This window comes from Sodalis sp. RH16, from assembly GCF_047324245.1.
Taxonomy (GTDB): Bacteria; Pseudomonadota; Gammaproteobacteria; order Enterobacterales; family Enterobacteriaceae; genus Acerihabitans; species Acerihabitans ligni.
The window spans coordinates 5,889,347-5,912,730 of the sequence record NZ_CP178737.1 but is presented as its reverse complement, the minus strand read 5'-3'; the positions used below and the strand labels follow the sequence as shown (position 1 = coordinate 5,912,730).

General features: G+C 53.3%; 21 protein-coding genes, 1 tRNA gene and 2 pseudogenes. 19 read left to right on the top strand and 5 right to left on the bottom strand.

Annotated elements, in window-relative coordinates; all coding sequences use genetic code 11:
• Positions 1 to 139: 139 nt before the first annotated feature.
• Positions 140 to 1,372: pseudogene (locus ACL2XJ_RS26995) on the bottom strand (IS3 family transposase).
• Between the two features lie 444 nt (positions 1,373 to 1,816).
• Positions 1,817 to 3,793 carry a hypothetical protein gene (locus ACL2XJ_RS26990; RefSeq protein ID WP_413725144.1) on the bottom strand — a complete coding sequence of 659 codons (1,977 nt, stop codon included), beginning with the start codon at positions 3,791 to 3,793 and terminating at the stop codon, positions 1,817 to 1,819.
• Positions 3,794 to 4,150: 357 nt separating this feature from the next.
• Between ACL2XJ_RS26990 and ACL2XJ_RS26985 the strand changes: the two genes are divergently transcribed.
• Positions 4,151 to 5,839, top strand: coding sequence for a hypothetical protein (locus ACL2XJ_RS26985; RefSeq protein ID WP_413725143.1), 1,689 nt, complete (start codon positions 4,151 to 4,153; stop codon positions 5,837 to 5,839).
• A gap of 328 nt (positions 5,840 to 6,167) precedes the next feature.
• Here ACL2XJ_RS26985 and ACL2XJ_RS26980 read toward each other — a convergent pair.
• Both ACL2XJ_RS26980 and ACL2XJ_RS26975 read right to left on the bottom strand, forming a co-directional pair.
• A pseudogene (locus ACL2XJ_RS26980) lies at positions 6,168 to 7,292 on the bottom strand (tyrosine-type recombinase/integrase).
• Positions 7,293 to 7,457: 165 nt separating this feature from the next.
• Positions 7,458 to 7,532, bottom strand: a tRNA-Arg gene (locus ACL2XJ_RS26975).
• Positions 7,533 to 7,883: 351 nt separating this feature from the next.
• Here ACL2XJ_RS26975 and ccmA point away from each other — a divergent pair.
• The 12 genes from ccmA to sixA all read left to right on the top strand — a co-directional run bounded on the left by ccmA (position 7,884) and on the right by sixA (position 17,825).
• The gene (gene ccmA, locus ACL2XJ_RS26970) at positions 7,884 to 8,525 is read left to right on the top strand and encodes a cytochrome c biogenesis heme-transporting ATPase CcmA (RefSeq protein ID WP_413725141.1); all 642 of its coding nucleotides are present in this window, start codon (positions 7,884 to 7,886) and stop codon (positions 8,523 to 8,525) included.
• On the top strand, positions 8,513 to 9,172 hold the full coding sequence (gene ccmB / locus ACL2XJ_RS26965) for a heme exporter protein CcmB (RefSeq protein WP_413725140.1): 660 nt from the start codon (positions 8,513 to 8,515) through the stop codon (positions 9,170 to 9,172). Before ccmA ends, ccmB begins: the two co-directional genes overlap by 13 nt.
• Before the next feature lie 45 nt (positions 9,173 to 9,217).
• Positions 9,218 to 9,955: a heme ABC transporter permease gene (locus ACL2XJ_RS26960; RefSeq protein WP_413725139.1), complete on the top strand. Its 738-nt coding sequence runs from the start codon at positions 9,218 to 9,220 to the stop codon at positions 9,953 to 9,955.
• Positions 9,952 to 10,197, top strand: coding sequence for a heme exporter protein CcmD (gene ccmD / locus ACL2XJ_RS26955; RefSeq protein WP_413725138.1), 246 nt, complete (start codon positions 9,952 to 9,954; stop codon positions 10,195 to 10,197). Before ACL2XJ_RS26960 ends, ccmD begins: the two co-directional genes overlap by 4 nt.
• Positions 10,194 to 10,706: a cytochrome c maturation protein CcmE gene (gene ccmE, locus ACL2XJ_RS26950; protein ID WP_413725137.1), complete on the top strand. Its 513-nt coding sequence runs from the start codon at positions 10,194 to 10,196 to the stop codon at positions 10,704 to 10,706. Before ccmD ends, ccmE begins: the two co-directional genes overlap by 4 nt.
• Positions 10,703 to 12,667 carry a heme lyase CcmF/NrfE family subunit gene (locus ACL2XJ_RS26945; protein WP_132927145.1) on the top strand — a complete coding sequence of 655 codons (1,965 nt, stop codon included), beginning with the start codon at positions 10,703 to 10,705 and terminating at the stop codon, positions 12,665 to 12,667. The genes ccmE and ACL2XJ_RS26945 overlap by 4 nt, the downstream gene beginning before the upstream one ends.
• On the top strand, positions 12,664 to 13,218 hold the full coding sequence (locus ACL2XJ_RS26940) for a DsbE family thiol:disulfide interchange protein (protein WP_203523515.1): 555 nt from the start codon (positions 12,664 to 12,666) through the stop codon (positions 13,216 to 13,218). Before ACL2XJ_RS26945 ends, ACL2XJ_RS26940 begins: the two co-directional genes overlap by 4 nt.
• On the top strand, positions 13,219 to 13,683 hold the full coding sequence (locus ACL2XJ_RS26935) for a cytochrome c-type biogenesis protein (protein WP_413725136.1): 465 nt from the start codon (positions 13,219 to 13,221) through the stop codon (positions 13,681 to 13,683).
• Positions 13,683 to 14,894 carry a c-type cytochrome biogenesis protein CcmI gene (ccmI, locus tag ACL2XJ_RS26930; protein ID WP_413726980.1) on the top strand — a complete coding sequence of 404 codons (1,212 nt, stop codon included), beginning with the start codon at positions 13,683 to 13,685 and terminating at the stop codon, positions 14,892 to 14,894. The genes ACL2XJ_RS26935 and ccmI overlap by 1 nt, the downstream gene beginning before the upstream one ends.
• Positions 14,895 to 14,928: 34 nt before the next feature.
• The gene (gene mlaA, locus ACL2XJ_RS26925) at positions 14,929 to 15,687 is read left to right on the top strand and encodes a phospholipid-binding lipoprotein MlaA (RefSeq protein WP_413726979.1); all 759 of its coding nucleotides are present in this window, start codon (positions 14,929 to 14,931) and stop codon (positions 15,685 to 15,687) included.
• Between the two features lie 155 nt (positions 15,688 to 15,842).
• The gene (locus ACL2XJ_RS26920; protein ID WP_132927151.1) at positions 15,843 to 16,139 is read left to right on the top strand and encodes a YfcZ/YiiS family protein; all 297 of its coding nucleotides are present in this window, start codon (positions 15,843 to 15,845) and stop codon (positions 16,137 to 16,139) included.
• A 1,203-nt stretch (positions 16,140 to 17,342) separates the two neighbouring features.
• Positions 17,343 to 17,825, top strand: coding sequence for a phosphohistidine phosphatase SixA (gene sixA, locus ACL2XJ_RS26915; protein ID WP_132927153.1), 483 nt, complete (start codon positions 17,343 to 17,345; stop codon positions 17,823 to 17,825).
• Positions 17,826 to 17,852: 27 nt separating this feature from the next.
• Here the strand turns inward: sixA and smrB are convergent, their stop codons facing one another.
• A complete protein-coding gene (smrB, locus tag ACL2XJ_RS26910; protein WP_203523790.1) occupies positions 17,853 to 18,383 on the bottom strand; it encodes an endonuclease SmrB in 531 nt (176 codons plus the stop codon).
• 180 nt (positions 18,384 to 18,563) lie between these two features.
• On the opposite strand from smrB, the gene prmB reads away from it, so the two are divergent.
• From prmB to ACL2XJ_RS26880, 6 genes are all read left to right on the top strand, one after another.
• Positions 18,564 to 19,496, top strand: a complete 933-nt coding sequence (prmB, locus tag ACL2XJ_RS26905; protein ID WP_413725135.1) for a 50S ribosomal protein L3 N(5)-glutamine methyltransferase — start codon at positions 18,564 to 18,566, stop codon at positions 19,494 to 19,496.
• Positions 19,497 to 19,579: 83 nt separating this feature from the next.
• Complete coding sequence (gene aroC, locus ACL2XJ_RS26900) at positions 19,580 to 20,665, top strand: chorismate synthase (RefSeq protein WP_413725134.1); 1,086 nt, start codon at positions 19,580 to 19,582, stop codon at positions 20,663 to 20,665.
• Between the two features lie 5 nt (positions 20,666 to 20,670).
• Positions 20,671 to 21,498, top strand: coding sequence for a penicillin-insensitive murein endopeptidase (gene mepA / locus ACL2XJ_RS26895; protein ID WP_203523511.1), 828 nt, complete (start codon positions 20,671 to 20,673; stop codon positions 21,496 to 21,498).
• Positions 21,499 to 21,593: 95 nt separating this feature from the next.
• Positions 21,594 to 22,394, top strand: coding sequence for a sulfite exporter TauE/SafE family protein (locus ACL2XJ_RS26890; protein WP_132927161.1), 801 nt, complete (start codon positions 21,594 to 21,596; stop codon positions 22,392 to 22,394).
• Positions 22,395 to 22,408: 14 nt separating this feature from the next.
• On the top strand, positions 22,409 to 22,984 hold the full coding sequence (locus ACL2XJ_RS26885; RefSeq protein ID WP_413725133.1) for an elongation factor P hydroxylase: 576 nt from the start codon (positions 22,409 to 22,411) through the stop codon (positions 22,982 to 22,984).
• A gap of 10 nt (positions 22,985 to 22,994) precedes the next feature.
• Positions 22,995 to 23,270 (top strand): YfcL family protein, encoded by a 276-nt coding sequence (locus ACL2XJ_RS26880; RefSeq protein WP_132927165.1) that lies wholly within the window; start codon positions 22,995 to 22,997, stop codon positions 23,268 to 23,270.
• Positions 23,271 to 23,384 lie beyond the last annotated feature (114 nt).

Here is a 23,384-nt window from a genome sequence, read left to right as displayed (position 1 = left end):
AATTAAATCATTGCAAAGATGAATGATGGCGTCAGTAAATAATGTTTGAGAATATTATTCTGACGCTTCTTATGAGGATCAAATTAATTTAATAAATTTGTTGTGAATAGTGTACGTACAGATGCTGCATATGATTTGATTAATGGTTTTGACCCCATATATCCATGCACCTATTCCCGCTTAGGTTGATGGTTTCCCCCGGCGCCGATATTCTCTTGGCGAGCGATATCCTAAAGCGATGTGCGGGTGATATTCGTTGTAATGTCCGAACGCCAATGACAGATTTAATACCGCCGTCTGGCTGTCCGGCTTAGGCATCATGTCGATATAATCACGCTTCATCGTCTTGACGAAGCTTTCCGCTACACCGTTACTCTGGGGACTTCTTATAGCGGTTGTCTTTGGCTCAAGGCCCAACATTTTAGCGAACCTGCGGGTTTCTTCTGCGCGATAGGCCGAACCGTTATCCGTCAGCCATTCGATGGGCGATGTCGGCAGATTTTGACCGAACCGCCGCTCAACCGAACGTAGCATCACATCCTGTATCCTATTGCTATCATAGCCACCCGTGCTGGCCTCCCGTCAATGCTTCCCGGTCGCTGCAGTCGATGGCGAAGGTGACTCGTAGCTTTTCGCCGTTATCACACCGGAACTCGAGGCTATACGAACTCCAGCGGCGATTGCTGTCGGCAACCGCCACCCGGCCAGTGTGACGACGGGTATCCAGTTTGGGCCGGGGTTTCGACTCTAACAACAAGCCGTTATCACGCATCACGCGCCATACCCGTTTTCGGCAGACCTTCCTGCTCCGAACGGCGGCGCATGTTAGCCCAGATGCGTCTATCGCCATAACTCGGCAGGTCGACAACTTCGGCACGGATGCGTTCCAGTAATTCGCCATCATCCTGATGCCGCTGTTTGCGGCCATCCTGCCAGTCAACCTGCCGATAACGATAAAGCGAGAGCTGCGCACGCGACACTCCCAAGGCTTCACTTACCGGTTTTACTCGTCGTCCTCGGGCAATAAGGGTCCGTGTGCAATCCATTTTTTTGCTTTGCCGTATTCAACCGCCTCTTTGAGGATCTCGGCTTCCATGGCTTTCTTACCCAGAAGACGCTGGAGTTCACGGATCTGTTTCATGGCGTAGTTTAATTCAGATGCTGGCACAACCTCTTCGCCGGCCGAGAGGGCCGTCAGGCTCCCGTCCTGGTATTGCTTACGGCATTTAAAGACTTGATTGGCATTGACATTATGACGGCGAGCGACAAGAAAAACGGAGCTTCCTGGCTGGAAGGTCTCATGGACGATGGTGATCTTCTCCTGCGGAGTACGACGGCGGCGCCCCTCTGGTTCAGTAAGAATAGTACCCATGACTTCGCTTTGATCAGTCTTGAACACAGTTCCAAGCCTACCTCTTATTTTAGGCGGGTCAAAGTGTATGGATCATCAGGGGGCTAATACACTCTGTTTAGTCATGGTAAATGGATCAGCACCACTGAGGATGGTTCGGGTGTGGAAGACGCTCTCAGTGATAAGGGGGCCACGGCCAAACCGAGTCCTGGCGACTTACTTAACTACGATCACCATCCCAATCCGGATGATTCAGATAAAGCTCTTCTCTGGAGCAACTGGAATTCACCATCTAATTTAAATTCTGGTGATTCTGCTGCATCCAATACCGACCTATATGGCTCACCAACGGATAAATGGCCCTAGTATCAATGCGTATACAAAATTCTTTACGGCCCGAAGTTCGAGATATTTAGTTCTATAGATACTTTATAAAGTGGGCCAGGATAGGCCCACCATCATTATTTACCAGATCTCAATATCATAAGTACCTATAGTAGATATCATAGCACCAATAGATGCACTATTCGCAGGCCAAACAGGCGCATAAAATCCTGCTGTACTTTCATACAATATTGTAATTGTTGGATTTACACTGGTTGCGTTAGGTTTAGCCATTACATACTCCCCATAATCTTGTGTAGCAGAGCTTCCAGCGCCCTCTATTTTTATATGACATAGTCCTTTAGTTAATCTAACCCATGACGGGAATGAAACTGTTTGGTCTACTACAGTAGTCGTTACGGTCATTTTTGCCCTACCTGGCCTTGTGAAGCTATCTGCGGAAACGCTGATGGGTAATGTTCCCGTACAGCTAATGAAAACGCAATCTATGCAGCGCATTACCGCAGCGTCTAAGCTATTAAATGATACATTAACGAAAATGCATTCTTTGAACTGTGGGGGATTAGTAGGTGATGCATTAATTATTCCGCCCGAATAATTCAAAAATTTACATTTATCGAATCTTAATATTCCAGCTAAATTTACGGAGAGAGCAGCACCAGTATAGACGGGTCCGCATTCTGCCGTTATTCCATAAAATTCATGGTAATTTCCTGTAACATTTGAACCATACTGTCCGACTGGTCCCAATATACTGTTTCCTATATATATACCATGACTTCTAGCTCCTCCCTGGTTCATAGAACTGAGGGATGCATGTGTTTGCCTGGATCCGATTATAGTATGGTGTTGAGCTGTATGCGTGTCACCATAAACCCGAAAAGATGTTAATTGAGAACCTATAACGGATATTGCGGAAGCATCGCCTGGTAGTACTGAAGCATGGTAATCATTAATACAGGGAACTGTGTTTCCGTCAAATACATCCCCTATACTTGCTGTAAATAAAGCTCCGTCATGGTGTATTGCAGCGTGGACTGTAGATGAACCAGATTCACCCATATGGTCAAAAAAATGTTTTCCCATGCTACAAAATATATTTCTATTCCAAACCCCTCTAACTTGGGATGACTGAATTGTTCCTCCGATACTCGTATGAATGTTAAGTTCGGTGGAAGCCATTCCTATCCCATGCCCTAGCGTATTAACTCCAATACTATGTGTATTACAACGAGATTCTTGCCCTTCCGCCCAAAGACAAGCGTTTTGATTGCTAGCTTCGGATGCTAACAGACCTCGGAAATACATCCCCATGAAGACTGCTCGCATAGCATGATCGTTATCAGCCAAATCACCGTTGTAAAAATATGAGCCATCTGTACTTAACGCGCTCGCACCTCCGCCAATAGCAAAGTTATCTTCACTGGCACCACCAAAAAGAATAGAAGCTTTACCATTTCCAGTAAAATATTTTTGTCCATTTACTCGGACGTTGTTAAAAAAAACTCTACTACATTCGTCAGTATAAATACTTAAATTTCCAGAGCCATCTATTACCAGATCATCTATTAAAACATCGCTGCAATTTTCAATATTAAAAGCACCTTGTGCCCCTCTGTTTAATGGAGCATTGTTTAAATACATACCACCTACCGTAATTCCGTTTATGCTATAAAGCCCAAATTGAACTCCATCTCCTGCGGAAGCGGAACCTGCTGGATGTGTAATTTGTGTTGACCGTGATCCTTGTCCGCGTATTTCAACTTGCTTATATTGAGTAGTTTTCTGTTCATCCGTCATTACAAAAAGATGGTTCAGAGTGAAATTCCCATTGGGGATAACCCATTTATGGTAATCAAAATCTGAAGTGTTATCTGGGATGTTTGTCAATGCATTGGGATATCCTGGTGCAGCATCTGTGCCAACTTGGGAAGCATCAAGTTGGCTCATCACTGTTTTTACACGGAAGCCGATAAGGCTAGCTCCATCAGTTGCTGCTAACGTTTCTTTATCATAAATGTCTAGATTTACCCTCGCCGTTGCAGCGTCGCTCACATCTGACAAATTATTGATATCTAGCAATGGATTGCCTGGCATGATTTTTCCTTACTCGGTAATCATTCGGAAATTTAACGATATTCTCATTGAAGGATAAAGTGATTGAGATGGGAGAAAATCAGAGTATGTCTTAGCGAGAGGGTTAAAAAAAAGGCCAGGATAGGGCCCAAACGTTCGCAGCAAATGGAACCTAATGGAAAGGAACTCATCATACCGAAACGGCTAAATTCCTCCAAATCTCAATACGCTACGTTTAACAGCCGTTTCAATGCTTCACAAATCCTACCCGATGGCATAGCCTGTAATTATATACAGTATTATGGGTATGAGCTCAGAGCAGAGCCTCTCTTCAAGGGAGGTTTTGCCTTCATCGACAGCACCATCTGGAGGTAGGTTATGGTAGATATCGTCGCAGACATTGCAACTTTACGGACAACTGAACCAGCAACCGCACAGCAATTGGACTATGTTACGAAATATGCATCGGGGTCATCGGCTGGGGGAGGATTTTTTCAATATGACTCATCTGATTCAACATCAAATGATGATGGCGGTTCGATAATCATAACCACTAGTGGCAAGCGGTGGAAGCGTAAATCAAAGCAACTTATACCCGCTCATTTCGGTTGCGATCCCGCTGGAGTAATTGATTGTACCTCAAAATTTAAAAATTATATATCCGCGAGCGTAGGACGGCCAGTTGACATTAGGGGAGGTAGTTGGTTGATTTCGGACACGATTGACTTTAGTAGATGCACTCAGATAATAGCTGACTCTAAATCTAAAATAATAGTGGATGTTATTAATTTCTCAGGAGAAGATGGCTCGTATGCAGTGACCATTGGAACTCCGGGAGCGTCAGGCTCAGGCAGAGTGGCAGGATTTGGAATAAAAGGCTTCTTATTAATTCAGTCAAATTCAAGAATTCGACAAATACATGGTATATATTTAAAAGGTTCTTGGTTGAATATTGATCATGTAAGGTCAACTGGTTTTAATGGCTATTGTATCAACTGCGATTCAGTATGGGACTCAACAATAATCAGGCTTTCTGCTGAGATAGGCGGAAGCACTTCGTATGCTCAAATAAGAATTGATAGTGACGGGGATACCACAAATGCTAGCCATATTATTAGCCTTCAATCAGAGCAGGCTTACCATAGGGCATTGGAAGTAAATGTTTTGAGAACTGTGATAGATAATATACACGCTGAAAGAACGTATAATTTGCAAGATAATACGTCAACAACTGGTTGGAACGTGTATTTAAATCTTGGCAATTCATCTATTAATAACACTACAATGGATTGTAATAATTCAGTAATTACGGCTCCTGACGGAACGCCTATATTTAATCAGAATCATAGGCTTTCTCTTTCCTTGGATTATTCATCGATCATTGATATGAACGCAGGTAATGTCAGTCATATGTTCGGTCGCAGTGGTAAAGTATCTAGATTATATTGTAATAAATATGGCGAAAATGCCAATTCAGATACGGTTGATACTCAAGTTGATTTGTTATCTTGTTCAGGTCAGGTTACTCTTGGAAATAAAACATCAATAACAAGATTAGTTGCTGATATATTAGATTTTGGATACAATTCATCTGCAGTTACAGTATTATCTGGGACAGTGAATACTGTACTACAATCTAATAATATTCTTGGTGATATCGTTTTGTCTGGGCTTTTTATTACTAATGGCCTAACATCACTTAAAAGCCAAGTTGCCGGATATTCTCCAACTGTATTTAAAGACTGCCATATGGCTTCTTTAGTCGGGTCGGCAGGGGGGAGTATAAAAATAATTGGCGGATATGTGGCATCTGCTAATTTAGTTAGCTATGCCAAAGTGGAAATGGAAGGCGTTAAAGGAACTACTTTTAATTATACAGGTACTCCAGTATTTGTGACCCGCGGATGCAGGTTTGATACCGTGACTGCGTGGTCTTCTCCACAAGGAGCATGGCCGGTTGGTACTGTTACTGAACGAATGGGCATTATTAATTCAGGTGATGGGGTAATTTTCAGAAGTAATAATGCAACATCTGCTTCATGGATAACTTTATTATCCGCACCTTAAATAGTTTTTAAACCTATTGAGACTCACTCGAAGTGTGCTAAAAATAAGGGGGGAAATGTCCGTTCTTTTGCACGGAACGAGCAGATCTAATAGCAGGTATTGAATGAACAGCCGATGTGAGCTACATTCTTCAAATACGCCGACTTGCGCTTAAAGCGTGGTCGGCTTTTCCAAATCATCCCAAATGGAGTCTGCATCTGATGACATTGACGTGTTGCAATGCTGGGGTGTTGTGACATAAGTGTTCAACGACATAAGAGGCAGAGAGGTTGATGATTGCCCGAGGATGTGAGGGCCACTACAACCCATCGAGGTAATCGGCGTACCACTACATCATTTTTACTCTCGTATCCCAATACTGAGCATGGTTATACACGCCACGCATGATGCTGCTGTTGTGAACGAGTTGGCGCTCAATAGCATCGGGCGGCCATCCATATTCGTGCGCCGCAGTGCTGAATTGATTCCTTAAACCCTGTCCACTCGCAATGCCGTCATAACCTATCTGTCGGATCACCATTAATACGGCATTTTTGCTGATAGGTTTTGTTCTCTCATTTCGCCCGGGGAATATATAATCACAATCGCCGGTGACTGGCTGTAGCTTTTTAGAAGAGCATAGACTTGGTTAGAGATAGATGCGGCGTGCAGGCGGCGCATTTTCATGATCTCGGGCGGGATTGAAATTTCCCGTTGCTCAAAATCCACCCATATCCACCGAAGCTCTCGAGCCTCTATGGTACGCATTGCCGTGTACTGGATTATCTGTGTTGCCGCCAGGCTGATTATACACCGCTATATTTTGCTAAAGCCTTGTTGAATGCTCCGATCTGGTTTTGGAGAAGAAGGGGTAATTTTTCTTCTGATAGCCAGTCAATGCTCCAGCTAAATCAGGGGCTGGGTTGTATTTTGTACGCCCGGTGATGACCCCATACCTGAACACCGTGCCACAGAGCCGGCGCGCCTTATTGGCTCGTTCCATGGCGCCGCGTTTCTCGAATACCCGGATCACCTTTAATAATGTCGAATGCTCAATCTCTGCTATTGGTATGGAGCCAATCATTGGTAGGATGTCCTGGTCAAACATGCATTGCAATTCGAGCGCATATCCCGTTGACCACACTTTTTTCCGACGTTCCAACCATTCCCGATAAACCTCTTCAAACGAGTCCCCACATTTCACCGGCTGCTTTTCTTCACGTTTCTACTGAGCCGAATTAATGCCAGCCTTAATTTTTAATTTTGTTGCTGCCTGCGGGGACCTAGCTTCAGACAAAAAAATGTTCGGGTACTCCCCAATGCTAAGTGTTTGCTCCTTACTGTCGAACCGATAACGCATCCGCCAAACCTTAGCGCCTGCAGGTGTAATGAAAAAAAATAGGCCATCCATGTCAGCCATGCGGTAGCCTTTTTCTCTCGGCTTGGTCTGTTCTATCTGCTTTGCGGTTAACATTTGTGGGTATTGCTGTGAGGGCACTTGGGGGATGCCCGCACGAATGCCCGCAAAAGTTTGGTGCTGTGAATGGATTTTGGATAATCCCGGGTAACTATATTTTAGCGGGAAACCTTTCTACACGTGGGATTGAGGTATGTAAGGTAACGAGCGGTAATTTCATAATGGTGTCCCCGACAGGAATCGAACCTGTAACTAGCCCTTAGGAGGGGCTTGTTATATCCGTTTAACTACGAGGACCGTATAGCGGACGGCATTATACCCGATTCGGTCCCGAAAATAAGCACTTAACGATTCGATTGCTTATTCCGTCGTCAATGGTGGTGAAAAAAACATTTTCCGCCCCGTGTTCATGGCTGGCGCGGCAGCCGGCGCCGGCCGGTTATCAGGGGGCCGGGTGATACGCGCCATGGCCATTTATACGGGTAAATCAAATAGAGTGCCGGCCACGCAGGGTAGGGTTGCCTTCAATGCATTTATTGATTTCATTCAATAAGCCTCTTGGTTGAAGTGATTACATTGATGGCTAACTTCCCGCTTCGGTTGCCTGTGCTATGATGGCGTTCCTGTTAATGAAGAGCTGAGTTTCCGATGCTGGAAGCAAGAAACCTGGCCTGTATCCGCGACGATCGCGAGCTTTTTTCCCGTTTATGCTTTCGGGTCGAGCCGGGGGACATTCTCCAGATTGAAGGCGGCAACGGTGCCGGCAAAACCTCCCTGCTGCGTATTTTGGCAGGACTCGCCCGCCCGGAGCGCGGGGAGGTTTGCTGGGGGCAAGAAAATATCAGCCTGGTGCGTGAAATATATCATCGGGATCTGCTTTATATCGGGCATCAAGCCGGCATCAAACTTGCTTTGACGCCTTTTGAGAATTTGGCGTTTTACCAGGCGGCCAGCGGCGGTCAGCGGGACGAAAAAGCCGTTTGGCGGGCGTTGGAGCAGGCGGGATTGCTGGGATACGAGGAACTGCCGTCCGCCGGCTTGTCAGCCGGCCAGCAGCGGCGGGTGGCGCTGGCGCGTTTATGGCTGAGTCCGGCCCGTTTGTGGATCCTGGACGAACCTTTCACCGCCATTGATAAACAGGGCGCCGCGCAGCTGATGTCCTTGTTCGCCGGCCACAGCGCGGCCCGGGGTATGGTTTTGCTTACCACCCATCAGGCGCTTCCCCCAGCGTCGGTGGCGATACGCAAGATGGCCTTGATGCCGGTACGGGATACGCCATGTTCTGGCTGATTGTTCGCCGCGATTTGCGCTCGGCATTACGCAGCCGCAGCGATATTATCAATCCGCTGTGGTTTTTTCTGATTGTGATAACCTTGTTTCCCTTGGGGATCGGGCCGGAACCGCAATTACTGCGCCGTATCGCCCCCGGTATCATCTGGGTGGCGGCCTTACTGGCCTGTCTCTTATCGTTGGAGCGCCTGTTTGGGGAGGATTTTCATGATGGCACCCTTGAGCAACTGCTGTTGTTGCCGTTGCCGCTTCCCATCGCGGTGCTGGGCAAGGTCTGCGCGCACTGGCTGGTGACCGGTTTGCCGCTGCTGCTGCTGTCGCCGGTGGCCGCGCTGCTGCTGTCCCTGGATTTGGCCACCTGGCGGGCCGTGGCGCTGTCATTGTTGCTGGGTACGCCGACGCTGAGCCTGGTGGGAGCCGTGGGCGCGGGATTAACCCTCGGCTTACGCAAAGGCGGTGTCTTGCTGAGTTTATTATTGTTACCCTTGTTTATTCCGGTGTTGATTTTCGCTACCGCGGCCATTGATAACGCGGCGCAGGGTTTACCCATTGACGGTTTTTTGGCGATCTTGGGGGCATTCCTGGTATTAAGCGTCATGTTGGCGCCTGTTGCCGCCGCCGCGGCGTTACGCGTAACGTTGCAATGAATTTCACCGCGGCGGTTGGATGGTTTTGACAGTGGACAATGTTGCATGTGGAAATTGTTGCATCAATTGAGCAGGCCTGAGCGGCTTTACCGGCTGTGCGGCGGTCTGATTCCCTGGCTGGCGCTGGCCACGGCGGGCTCATTGATGGTGGGCTGGGTCTGGGGATTCGGTTTTGCGCCGCCGGACTATCAGCAGGGTAATGGTTTTCGCATCATCTATGTACATGTGCCCGCCGCCATGTGGTCGATGGGAATTTATATGGCGATGGCGCTGGCGGCGTCTGTTGGCCTGGTCTGGCAAATAAAGATGGCGGACTTGGCGGCGGCGGCGATGGCGCCGGTGGGCGCGGTATTTACCTTTATCGCGCTGGTGAGCGGCTCCGCCTGGGGCAAGCCTATGTGGGGTACCTGGTGGGTATGGGATGCCCGCCTGACCTCTGAGCTGGTATTACTGTTTTTATATCTGGGCGTCATCGCTTTATATAACGCTTTTGAAGATCGGCGCCTGGCCGGGCGGGCCGCCGGTATTCTGATCTTGGTGGGCGTGGTGAATATTCCCATCATTCATTATTCGGTGGAGTGGTGGAATACCCTGCATCAGGGTTCTAGCCATATGCAGCAAAGCATTGATCCCAGTATGCGTACCCCGCTGCGCTGGGCCATCCTCGGTTATTTGCTGTTTTTCTTGACACTAACGCTGATGCGTTTGCGCAATCTGATCCTGCGGCAAGAATGCCATCGTCCCTGGGTGGTGGCATTGGCGGCAAAGGGACGTGCGTCATGAACCCCGCATTCAGTTCCTGGACGGCTTTTTTTGCCATGGGGGGGTATGCTTTCTATGTCTGGCTGGCGGTGGCCTCGACGTTGGCGCCGCTGGCGGCGTTAATCGTGCATACCCTGTGGCAGCGCCGGGCCCTGTTGGCGGAAATCCGTCGTCGGCAGGCGCGCCTGCGGCGTATCCGCCAGAGCGCATCAGCCCCCGGGCCGCACAGCGCCGCCGCCCCGCAACGGGGGGATGGCCAGTGAATCCTCGCCGTAAAAACCGCCTCTATCTGCTGTTCGGCATGCTGGCGGGCGTTGCGCTTGCCGTGACGCTTTTCTTGTATGCGCTGAGTTCCAATATCGATCTGTTTTATACCCCGCGTGAGATGCTGCTGGGTAAAGGCGAGCAGCATGCTTTGCCGCATATCGGCCAGCGTCTGCGCATCGGCGGCCTGGTCATGCCCGGCAGCGTGCGGCGGGATGCGCAAACCCTGAAAGTGACCTTTAAAATTTATGATGCCGCCGGTGCGATTACGGTAAGTTATGACGGTATCCTGCCGGATCTGTTCCGGGAAGGGCAGGGAGTGGTGGCGCAGGGTGTGCTGGAGGCCGGTAATCTGGTGCAGGCAAAGGAGGTGCTGGCGAAACACGATGAAAATTACACGCCGCCCGAAGTGGCGGAAGACGTAAAAAGTTCGGCCATTCTTCCTTCCGTTGGCTCGCGCTTCGCTTCCGGCAGCTTCAGTATTATCCAAACGAAGGTGACGCCGTGATTCCCGAATTGGGTGATTTCCTGCTCTGCCTGGCTATGGCGCTGGCGCTGTTATTGAGCATCTATCCGCTGTGGGGCGCGGCGCGTCAGGATGCAAGGCTCATGGCGACAGCGCGTCCGCTGGCCTGCGGACTGTTTGTGTGCATCAGCGGGGCCTTTATTTGTCTGGTGTACGGGTTTGTGGTCAATGATTTTACCCTGATTTACGTGGTGAATAATTCCAATACCCGCCTGCCGCTATATTACCGCATTGCCGCCACCTGGGGCGCCCATGAGGGGTCGTTACTGCTGTGGGTGCTGCTGCTGGGCTGCTGGACGCTGGCGGTAGCGCTGTTCAGCCGCCGTATGCCCGACGAGGCGGTGGCACGGGTGCTGGCGGTGATGGGGATGATAAATACCGGTTTTCTCGCCTTTATTTTACTCACCTCCAATCCCTTTAGCCGTACCCTGCCGGATTATCCCATTGACGGGCACGATTTGAATCCGGTGCTGCAGGATATCGGGTTAATCTTTCATCCGCCGCTGCTGTATATGGGGTACGTGGGATTCTCCGTGGCGTTTTCCTTCGCCATCGCATCCCTTATCGCCGGTCGTCTGGACACCGCCTGGGCGCGCTGGTCGCGTCCCTGGACTCAGGCCGCCTGGATTTTTTTGACCTTAGGCATCGTGCTCGGCTCCTCCTGGGCCTATTACGAACTGGGCTGGGGCGGGTGGTGGTTCTGGGATCCGGTGGAAAACGCCTCGTTTATGCCCTGGCTGGCGGGCACGGCGCTGCTGCATTCCCTGTCGGTGACCGAGAAACGCGGCACCTTCAGATCATGGACCGTGCTGCTGGCCATTACCGTTTTCTCCCTCTGTCTGCTGGGGACGTTTTTGGTGCGCTCCGGGGTTCTGGTGTCGGTACACTCCTTTGCCTCCGATCCGGCGCGCGGGATGTTTATCCTGGCATTTTTGGTGCTGCTGATCGGCGGTTCGCTGCTGCTGTATGCCATTCAGGGCGGCAAAGTACGCAGCCGGGCGCAAAACGAGCTGTTCTCCCGCGAGACCTTTTTGCTGAGCAATAACGTGCTGCTGATGGCGGCAATGCTGGTGGTACTACTGGGTACGCTGCTGCCCCTGATCCATAAACAGTTAGGCATGGGCAGTATCTCCGTCGGCGAGCCGTTCTTTAACAGTATGTTCACCTGGCTGATGGCGCCGTTTGCGCTGCTGATGGGGATTGGTCCGCTTATCCGCTGGCGGCGGGATGAGGCAAAAAAATGGATCAAGCGCCTGTCATGGGCGTTCGCGGGCTGCCTGGCCATGTCGTTATTGTTGCCCCGGCTGATGGGAGATGACATTCGCGGCATGACCGTAACCGGTCTGATGATGTCCCTTTGGGTGATGACTCTGACCCTGATGGAGTTACGGGAGCGCGCCGGCCATCGCCGCTCGTTCTGGCGAGGTCTGGCTCATCTGACCCCTAGCCACTGGGGCATGGTGCTCGGCCATCTGGGGGTGGCGGTCACGGTGATAGGCATCACCTTCAGCCAGAATTACAGTCTGGAACGGGATATACGGATGAAAACCGGCGATCTGGCGGACATCGGCGGCTACCGGTTCAGTTTCCAGGCTTTACGAAGCCTGACCGGGCCGAACTACACCGGCGCGGCGGCGGTCTTCGACGTGACGCATAACGGCAAGCCGGAGGCCAGGCTGCAGGCGGAAAAACGCTATTACAGCGTGAGCCGGACCGTCACCACTGAAGCGGCCATCAGCGGTGGTTTAACCCGCGACCTGTATGCGGCGCTGGGTGAGGAAATGGATGACGGCGCCTGGGCGGTCCGGCTCTATTACAAACCTTTTGTCCGCTGGATCTGGCTGGGCGGTTTATTGATGGCGGCCGGCGGCGCGTGCTGCCTGGCGGATCCCCGTTATCGCGCCCAGAAAAAGTCCCGGTTGTCCGAGTCGGGTGAGCAATGAAAACCAGATTGCTGCTACTGGTCCCGCTGCTCCTGTTTTTGGCGCTGGCGGCGAGCTTTGTTGTGCAGTTGACCCGCAACGCCCATGGCGATGACCCAACTTTGCTGGAGTCGGCGCTTATCGGCAAGCCGGTGCCGGTTTTCACTCTGCAGTCTCTGGACGATCCGGCGAAGCAATACGATCAATCGGTATTGCGCGACGGTAAGCCGCTGCTGCTGAACGTTTGGGCCACCTGGTGTCCCACCTGCCGGGCAGAGCACCAATTCCTTAATACTCTGGCGGCACAAGGTATTAGGGTGGTAGGCATGGATTATAAAGACGACCGGCTCAAAGCGGTGAACTGGCTCAATACCCTGGGCAATCCTTATGCGCTGAGCCTGTATGACGGCGACGGCATGCTGGGATTGGATCTGGGGGTGTATGGCGCGCCGGAGACCTTTCTGATTGATGGACGGGGTATTATCCGCTATCGGCACGCCGGGGATATGAATGCCGGGGTCTGGCAGCGGGAAGTGCGGCCGCTCTATGAAAAATATGCCGGGGGAGCCTGAATGATCCTGCGCAATCTGTTAACGGTTCTGCTGCTGTGCAGCACCGCCGCCGGCGCCGCCATTGATGCCCGGCACTTTAACAGCGTGGCGCAAGAGCAGCAGTATCGCGAAGTAACCGAGCAGCTGCGCTGTCCGAAATGCCAGAATAACAGCATTGCCGATTCGGATGCGATTATCGCCGCCGAAATGCGCGCCAAGGTCTACCAGTTGATGCTGCAGGGCCGGACTCAACGGCAGATTATCGATTATATGGTGGCGCGCTACGGTAATTTCGTTAGCTATGAGCCGCCGGTAAATCCCCTGACGCTGATGTTATGGCTTGGCCCTCTGCTGGTGGTGATGATAGGCGGTCTGGCGGTGGTATTACAGGCCGCGCGGCGCGGCGGCCGCGCAGAACCGCTGTCATCCGATGAGCGGCGGCGCCTGGAGCAGTTGTTGGATAAGCCGGACGGGAAGCAATCATGATAGCATTGGGCGTGGCCATGCTGGTCCTGCTGGCGGCGGCGGGGGGAGCGTTTGTATGGCCGGCCCTGCGCCACGGTTCCCGTCCCGGCGCGTTGACCCGCGACGGTCAGAATACGCTGTTTTACCGGCGGCGCCTGGACGAGCTGGCCCATGAGGAAGCGGAGGGCGTGATCGACGACCGCTCCGGGCATATTGAAGATTTACAGCAAAACCTGCTGGCGGATATTCCGCCGGTACCGCAAGCGCCCGGGCGCACGTCGAGCGCCTGGGCGCTGCTACCTGGAGTGGTGGCGCTGGTGGTGGTGACGCTGGGTCTTTACGCGGGTACCGGTGGTTTGGGGCAGCTTTGGCGCTGGCGGCAGACGGTGGCTGAACTGCCTGCGCTGCGCGCCCGCATCATGGACCCCCGGGCCCGGCAGTTGACGCCCGGCGAGCTGTCGGATTTTGCGGTGGGGTTGCGCGCGTCGCTGCAGCGGCGGCCGGACAATGTGCAGGATTGGCTGATTCTCGGGCGGATCGGGGTGGTATTGAAGGACGCGTCCATGGCCACCCATGCTTTCGAGCGGGCCTGGCGATTGGCGCCGGACGACGAGGGCATCCAGCTCGATTATGCCGATGTGCTGACCCGATCCGCCGATGCGGGTGACAACCTGGACGGCAATCGGCTACTGCGGCAGATGGCGCAGCGTCATCCGGACGATATCCCGACGCTGGATCTGCTGGCCGTCAGTGAGTATCAGCAGAATAATTTCCCACAGGCTATTATACTGTGGCAGCGTTTGTTGACATTATTGCCCGCGGGCGATGTTCATGTGGAGGCTATCAAGCACAGTATCGCCCTGGCCCGTGAGCAAACCGGCCAGGAGACGGCTAAACTCGATGTTACCGTTACGCCCGCGCCGGCGATAGCCGATAGATTACCGCGGCGGGGCGTCGTGATTATCTCGGTTACCGACGGTAAAAGTCCGCAGCCGGTGGCGATAAAAACGTTACCGCTGAGTCGCTTTCCATTATCGTTATCTCTCGACGACGGCAACGCCATGATGCCGGAGCGTTTACTTTCCGCCCAGGTTCAGCTGAAAGTACGGGTCAGACTCTCTTTGGACGGTACCGCCGAGGCGAAACCGGGAGAGTGGTTTGGCGAGAGTGCTGTACAGGATTTCAATGGCGCCGGCCGGATTGCCGTGCAAATCGATCAACAAGTGCCCTAGAGGCGGGCATAATAAATTAAAACGGAGTCGAATGATGAATTACCGCCTGTCAGGCGTGGCGCTGGCCACTATATTGATTCTGGGGTGCGCCAGTAAAACCGATCAGTCGGCTCAGAAACGATCTGATCCGTTGGAAGGGTTCAACCGGACAATGTTCAATTTCAACTACAATGTCCTTGATCCTTATGTGGTGCGTCCGGCGGCGGTGGCATGGCGCGATTATGTGCCGATGCCGGCCCGTAACGGACTGAGCAATTTTCTGAGCAATCTTGAAGAACCGGCGTCCATGGTAAACTACTTCGCCGTAGGCAAGCCGTACGAAGCCATGATTCATTTTAACCGCTTCTTCCTCAATACCCTGCTGGGCATGGGCGGGCTGATTGATGTGGCCTCCATGGCGAACCCCAAGCTGGCCAAGGAGCAGCCCAGGCGCTTTGGCACGACGCTTGGCACCTACGGCGTAGGATACGGCCCGTATGTGGTGCTGCCCGCTTACGGCAGCTTTACGCCTCGGGAAGATATCGGCGGCCTGGCGGATAATTTCTATCCGGCCCTAAGTTATCTTACCTGGTGGATGAGCATCGGCAAATTTGTCTTCCAGGGCATCGAAACCCGCGCTGAATTGCTGGATTCGGACAGTCTGCTGCGTAACTCCGCCGACCCGTACGCCCTGGTGCGCGCGGCTTATTTCCAGCGGCACGATTTCCTGGCCAGCGGCGGCCGTCTGGTGCCGCAGGAAAACCCGAACGCGAAGGCGATACAAGGCGATCTGAAGAGTATCGATGCGCCGTAGCGGATAAGGTCCGGCCTCCGCCCTTAATGCATAGGCGATAAGCCAGGGGCGGTGGGTTTATCCCTGTTATCATCTTGCCGGGAAGCGTATAATCAAGCACAGATAGTTTGTAAGGTTATTATTGTCAGACAGGTTTATCCTGTGGAGAAAAAACGATGGCTCATTCAATTAATAAATGCAGCGCTGAAGAAACGGCCGCCTGCTGTTGTGTCGATGTCGGCACCATTATCGACAACGAAGATCGCAAGGCATCTTTCAGCCAGGTCTATGCGGACCGCCACCAGGCTGAAGCCATGCTGGCAAAACTGACGGAAAAAGCCCGCGCGGTGGAATCCGATCCTTGCCAGATAACCAGTCGCATTGAGCCTGCTGAAGGCGGTGTGGCGTTAACGGCCGATTTTAACTTCAGCTGTGAGGCTGAGAGCCTGATATTCCAGCTCGGGTTGCGCTAATTTACTGATATCGCGGTCCTCAAACGGACCGCGATTATCGGATTTACCTCATTATTTTTTCAGCTTTAATGTTATATCTGCAATATCAAGTCCCGTGAGTTTCGTAAGTTTGCTTACCGATCACTAAAATCCCATGCCCGCTATTTCACTCACTTGAAATTCTATAGAGTGTCTGGCGAACAGCGCTTGCAAAATTATTGAAGTTTTACCGTGCGGATAAAATGGTTGAATTCCTAATAAAGATAATTAAGTTGTTATTCGAAATAGCGGGCCTGGTATGCCGTGATGTAATACGTCCGGCGCCGTCGAATGATAAACCCGAAAAAAAGCGACGGGGCGGCAGAAGTACCGGAGAAGTACCGGAGAAGTACCGGAGAAGCACCGGCCGGTGGGAAGCGAAACGGTAAAGACGCCCGGGCCAGCCACAATGGATCGAGAATGATGCAGGTTATCGACGGCATGCTATATTTTGAATTATGCCTTTACGGCAATTGAAAGGATGAAATAGCAATAGAAGCCTGCGGGTATAATATGCGCCTGGCCTGGTCCGATAAAGCCCCGAATCGTTAGTCATGAATGTCATTTATTGCAAGTTGACGTTATTGACAAAATGGTGTCGGCGATAAAAACTTGACTGATACAGGTCAGATTATTGCGTCAAGTTAAATAGCAATACAATAAAAATACGTACCGGCGCCGGGCGGGCAGGCATCTTTGCCGGCGCTTTGACGGCTGTGCTCGTTTGTCCGCAGATTGTTTTTTTATGAATATTAAATATCGCCATGCAGCCGAAACCTCTTCCCCGTCGGAGCCGGTTTGATCCGCGGCCGGGTTGCGATGGGCCGAAAGGGCGCCCAGGGGGCGTCGGCAGGTGTCAATTGCAAAACTGTTACTTAACGCGCACCTTTGTCTGAAAGCGTTGTCTTATGCTAATAGCCATTACACTCAGTAGACGTTTTTGTTATGACATTTTGTTTTCGGGAGGGGCATCTGTGTTCGATGTGTTGACTACCTAGTGGGTATTGATGTAAAAAGCAGCGTTTTATTACGTGATTTCGAGCTCTCAATGCCCGGTCGCTTCGGGGGGACGGTTAGCTATGCGTATTTCAGGTTGTCATAGAATCTAGATTTAGCGACAGCATGGCTTAATACGGTAAAACCTGTTTCCCCATGGCGTTTTTTGTCAAACAACAACGGTGCACTATGCAAGTTTTGATTATGCGGCACGGCGACGCTGCGTTAGAAGCCGCCAGTGATGCTGAAAGACCTTTAACTGTTCGTGGCCGTGATGAATCACGCCTGATGGCGAGTTGGTTGAGTAGCAAGATTATTGATACCGATCGTGTTTTGGTCAGCCCTTATTTGCGCGCCCGGCAAACGCTGGATGTCGTGCGTGAGGAACTGGTGCTGCCAGACGGTGAAGAGACCCTGCCGGAGCTGACGCCGGGCGGCGATGTGGCCATGATTTGCTGTTATTTGCAGGCGCTGGCCAACGAAGGACTGGGCACCGTGCTGGTGATTTCTCATTTGCCGCTGGTGGGTTACCTGGTGGCCGATCTGTGTCCCACGGAGCAGGCGCCGATGTTTGCCACCTCGGCGGTGGCCTGCGTGGAGTTGGATCCGGCGGACGGCAATGGGGTATTGAACTGGCAAATCAGCCCGGCGCAATTGCTGGCGAAGGTCTGACCCCGGTTGTAGCCTACCGGGTCAGCGCTATTCGTCCAGCTCTATCAGCACCAGCAGCGCGGCATCGCCGCCAAACATTTTCGGCGCCTGATGAAAACCGAGCACGTCCGGATGCTGCGCCAGCCACAGCGGCGTTTGCTGCTTGAGGATATGTTTGCCGTGGCCATGCATAACGCAGGCGCAGTGTACGTGTTCTCGCCGGCAGGCGGCCAGCAGGGCGCCCAGTTCTTCCTTGGCTTCGGCCTGGGTCATGCCATGCAGGTCGAGAAATAATTCAGGTATGTAATCACCCCGCCGTAATTTTTTCACTTCATAGGGGCTGACGTCAGGACGCATATAGCGGGCCGGACCTTCGCTCTCCAGCAGCGGCTGGAACTCATCGGAAAAATAAAAGCTGGCGTCCACCTGTTCATGCAGCAATCGCCGGGCGGGGAGATGATTGGTATTCAGCCGAGGCTTTGGCGGTTTAACGGTATCCTGCCGCAAGGGTTTGGTACCGGTTATGGACTCGCGAAACAGATGGCGTTCCTCTTCGGCCAGTTGATATCTTTTTTTCATTCCCCACTCTGCAATTGCTATTTTTAGCAAGTCTACCCTCTCTTTTCCCTTAACGGCGAAAATTTCCGGCAAAAAAGTGCGGTGCGACCCGTCCAGGGACGGTTGTGCCTGCTGCTTTGTGAGGCGCTTCATGGCAAACTAACCGGCAGATAAGATGACATCGCCCTTGCGGAGAGCAAATTGGATAAAATTTTTGTGGATGAAGCGGCGGCCGAGCTGCATACGATACAGGATCTGCTGCGCTGGACGGTCAGCCGGTTTAACGCCGCGCAGATTTTTTACGGTCACGGCACCGATAATTCCTGGGACGAGGCGATACTGTTGGTCCTGCCGAGCCTGTTCTTGCCGCTGGATTTTCCGGAGGAAATGTACCACTCCCGGCTGACCTCCAGTGAGCGTTACCGTATTGTGGAGCGGGTGGTCAAGCGGGTTAACGAGCGTATCCCGGTACCTTATCTGACCAATAAAGCCTGGTTTTGCGGATTGGAGTTTTATGTGGATGAGCGGGTGCTGATTCCCCGTTCCCCCATCGGCGAACTGATAGACAATCGATTCCAGGCGTTGCTCCCCAAACCGCCGACGCATATTCTTGACATGTGCACCGGCAGCGGCTGTATCGCCATCGCCTGCGCATTTGCTTTTCCGGAAGCGGAGGTGGATGCGGTTGATATTTCCGGCGATGTGCTGTCGGTGGCCGAAATGAATATCCAATCCTATGGCCTGGATCAGCGGGTCACGCCCATTCGTTCCGATCTGTTCCGTGAGCTGCCGGCGTTGCAGTACGATCTGATCGTCACCAATCCTCCTTATGTGGATGAAGAGGACATGAGCGACCTGCCGCAGGAGTTCCGGGCGGAACCGGTGTTAGGCCTGGCGGCGGGCAGCGACGGTCTGAAGCTGGTGCGCCGTATTCTCTCCGCCGCGCCGAATTACCTGAGCGAAGACGGTGTGCTGATTTGCGAAGTGGGCAACAGCATGGTCCATCTTTTGGAGCAGTATCCGGACATTCCTTTCACCTGGCTGACATTCAACAACGGCGGCGACGGCGTCTTTATGCTGACCCGGGCGCAGCTGGCGGCCTGCAGCGAAACCTTTGCACTGTATAAGGACTGATAGGTATCGGTATTTATTGACAGATTACTGATAAACGTGCAACTCAGGTTGATTACTTATTCTGGTTAAACAAAGGAGTCCCGATGGCAGGGAACAGTATTGGCGAATTATTTCGCGTCATGACCTTTGGCGAATCCCACGGGGTGGCGCTGGGCTGCGTGGTGGACGGCGTTCCGCCCGGCATCCCGTTGACGGAAGCGGATTTGCAGCACGATCTCGACCGGCGGCGGCCCGGCACCTCACGCTATACCACGGCGCGGCGCGAGCCGGACCAGGTGCGGATCCTCTCCGGGGTGTTCGAAGGGGTCACCACCGGCACCAGTATCGGATTGCTGATTGAAAACACCGATCAGCGTTCCCAGGATTACAGCGCCATCAAAGATCTGTTTCGTCCGGGCCATGCGGATTACAGCTACGAAATGAAATACGGCCTGCGGGATTACCGCGGCGGCGGCCGCTCTTCGGCGCGTGAAACCGCTATGCGGGTGGCGGCGGGGGCGATTGCGAAAAAATACCTGGCGCAAAAACACGGCATCCTGGTGCGGGGATATCTGGCGCAAATCGGCGATATCCGCTGTGAGCTGAAAGATTGGCAACAGGTGGAGCAAAATCCGTTTTTTTGTCCCGATCCCGATAAGCTGGATGCGCTGGACGAACTGATGCGCAACCTGAAAAAAGACGGCGATTCCATCGGCGCCAAGGTAACGGTAATGGCCGAGCGGGTGCCGGCCGGCCTGGGTGAGCCGGTATTCGATCGTCTGGATGCCGATCTGGCCCATGCCCTGATGAGCATCAATGCGGTAAAAGGGGTGGAAATCGGCGACGGTTTCGCCGTGGTCACCAAGCGCGGCAGCGAAAACCGCGATGAAATCACGCCGACGGGTTTTGTCAGTAACCATGCGGGCGGGGTGCTGGGTGGAATCAGCAGCGGGCAAACCATCATTGCCCATATCGCGATGAAACCCACCTCCAGTATCATGGTGCCCGGCCGTACCATCAACCGCCAGGGCGAACAGGTGGAAATGGTGACCCGCGGGCGCCACGATCCCTGCGTCGGCATCCGTGCGGTGCCCATCGCCGAAGCCATGCTGGCCATCGTGCTGATGGATCATCTGTTACGGCAGCGCGCGCAAAACGGCGATGTCGTCCCAACCCTGCCCCGGTGGTAAATGAAATGCGACAATGGATAGTCGGGTTATTGGCCGCGCTGGCTTTCAATGCGTTGGCCGTTCCCACTCCCTGGCAAAAAATAACCCAACCGGTGGCCGGCAGTCCGCAGGCCATCGGCGCTTTCGCCAACGGCTGTATTGTCGGCGCCCGGCCGTTGCAGCTGGAGGCGTCGAACTATCAGGTGCTGCGCCCGGATCAGCGTCGTTACTTCGGCCATCCCGATCTGCTGCTGTTTATCGTGCGGTTAAGCAACCAGGTCCGGAATCTGGGGCTGGGGGAGGTACTGGTGGGGGACATGGCGATGCCGGCCGGCGGCCGCTTCAGCAGCGGCCATGCCAGCCATCAGTCAGGGCTGGATGCGGATATCTGGCTGCAGACGCCGCGTCAGCGCTGGACGGCGCAGGAATTGCTAAAACCGCAGCCGCTGGATTTGGTGGCGGCCAACGGACGGGACGTCAATCCGCGCCTGTGGCAGCCGCAAACCATGATGCTGATTAAGCTGGCGGCCCAGGACAGCGATGTGACGCGTATTTTTGTCAATCCGGCCATTAAAAAGCAGCTGTGCCGTGTCGCCGGGCCGGATCGCGCCTGGCTGAACAAGGTGCGGCCGTGGTTCGGCCACCGTGCCCATATGCATGTGCGCCTGCGCTGTCCTGCCGATAGCCGGGAGTGCCAGGATCAGGCTCCGCCGCCGGCGGGCGACGGTTGCGGCGCCGAACTGGAAAGCTGGTTCCTGCCGCCCAAACCCGGCAAGCCGCCGGTGAAAAAGGCGCCGCCGCCGCTACCGCCGTCGTGTCAGGCACTGCTGGATAACCACTTGGTAGCGGAATAATTTACTGCCGACGGCGCGCCGGCGCCGTGCCGTTTTCAGACGGCCGGCGGTATCGCCGGCCGCTGCCGGCTTGGAAAAAGAGTCACGGAAAAAACATGGATTGGTTAGCGGTTTCACCCCCGGTATTGATATTGCTGTTCGGCGTGGCGGTCTTCGCGGGGTTTATTGATTCCATTGCCGGCGGCGGCGGATTAATCACACTGCCGGCGCTACTGGCAGTGGGACTGTCGCCGGCGCAAACGCTGGGCACCAATAAAATTCAATCGGTAGGCGGCTCTTTCTCCGCCAGCCTCTATTTTATTCGTCAACGGGCGGTGGATCTGGGCGGGCAAAAACTGACCATCGCCATGACGTTCCTCGGCTCCATGACCGGCGCTATCCTGATTCAGCACCTGCAGGCCGGATTGCTGCGCCAGATCCTTCCGCTGCTGGTCATCGGCATCGGCCTCTATTTTCTGCTGATGCCGCGTATCGGCGAGGAGGATCGGCAGCGTCGCTTGTCCGCCTGGCCGTTCGCCCTCGTGGCCGGTTGCGGGGTAGGCTTTTACGACGGTTTTTTCGGCCCTGGCGCCGGTTCGTTTTATGCCCTGGCCTATGTGACCCTGAGTGGTTTTAATCTGGCCAAAGCCACCGCCCATGCCAAGGTATTGAACTTCACCTCCAACCTGGGCGGCCTGATACTGTTTATGCTTGCGGGTAAAGTGGTGTGGAGCGTAGGATTTGTCATGCTGGCCGGCCAGATTTTCGGGGCTCGACTGGGCGCCCGCATGGTTTTGACCAAAGGGCAAAAATTGATTCGCCCGATGATTGTGGCAGTATCATTTTTAATGAGCCTGAAGCTCCTTTATGACAGCCATGGCGCCGACATCATGCTGTGGCTGGCTTCCCATTGGTAAAATATAACGAGATCATGCAAACCGAAACCCATCATTTCCAGCAGCTGATTGAGATATTCAATCGATGTTTCGCCGACAGCCTCAATACCCGCCTGGTCAAGGGCGATGAGGAGCCGATTTACCTGCCTGCCGATAATCTGATTCCCTATCACCGCATTGTGTTCGCCCATGGCTATTATGCCAGCGCGCTGCATGAAATCTCCCATTGGTGCATTGCCGGGGCGTCCCGCCGTCTGCAGGTGGATTTCGGCTATTGGTATTGTCCCGACGGACGGGACGCGCCGACCCAGCAGCGGTTCGAGCAGGTGGAAATCAGGCCGCAGGCGCTGGAGTGGCTGTTTTGTGTCGCGGCGGACTTTCCCTTCAATGTCAGCTGCGATAATCTCAGTGGCGACTGTGAACCGGATCGCATCGCTTTCCAGGGCCGGGTGCACCATCAGGTCATGGACTATCTGTCCCGCGGTATCCCGCAGCGGGCAGGGCGTTTTATCGGGGCATTGCAGTCGTATTACCAGACCCGGCCGCTGACGCCGGCGCTGTTTCGCCATCCCGCCGATCCCGCGGCGTTTTCGGCGCAGAATAATCAATAGAGGACATTTGATGATCGCAGATTTTGAAGCGCGTATCCTGGCGATAATTGACGATATGGTGGAGCACGCCAGCGATGACGAGTTGTTTGCCGGCGGCTACCTGCGCGGCCATCTGACGCTTGCGGTCGCTGAAGCCGAAGAGAACAATGAGCATACCCTGGAGGCCCTGCATGAGCGCGTACAGGGCGGTATCAACAAAGCCATCGGCAACGGTGAACTGTCGCCGCCGGATCAGGCATTGGTGCTGGGTATGTGGCACAAGCTGTATGAGCGCGCAAAAATCTGAACATTGCGCTTACCAAAGGTAAACGAAACTGAAGTTTTTAGCCCGCCGGCGCCGTTAATCACGTAAAATTCACACCCTGTGGTTAGCGCTTTCTTGCCGGCCGGTTTCATCTTT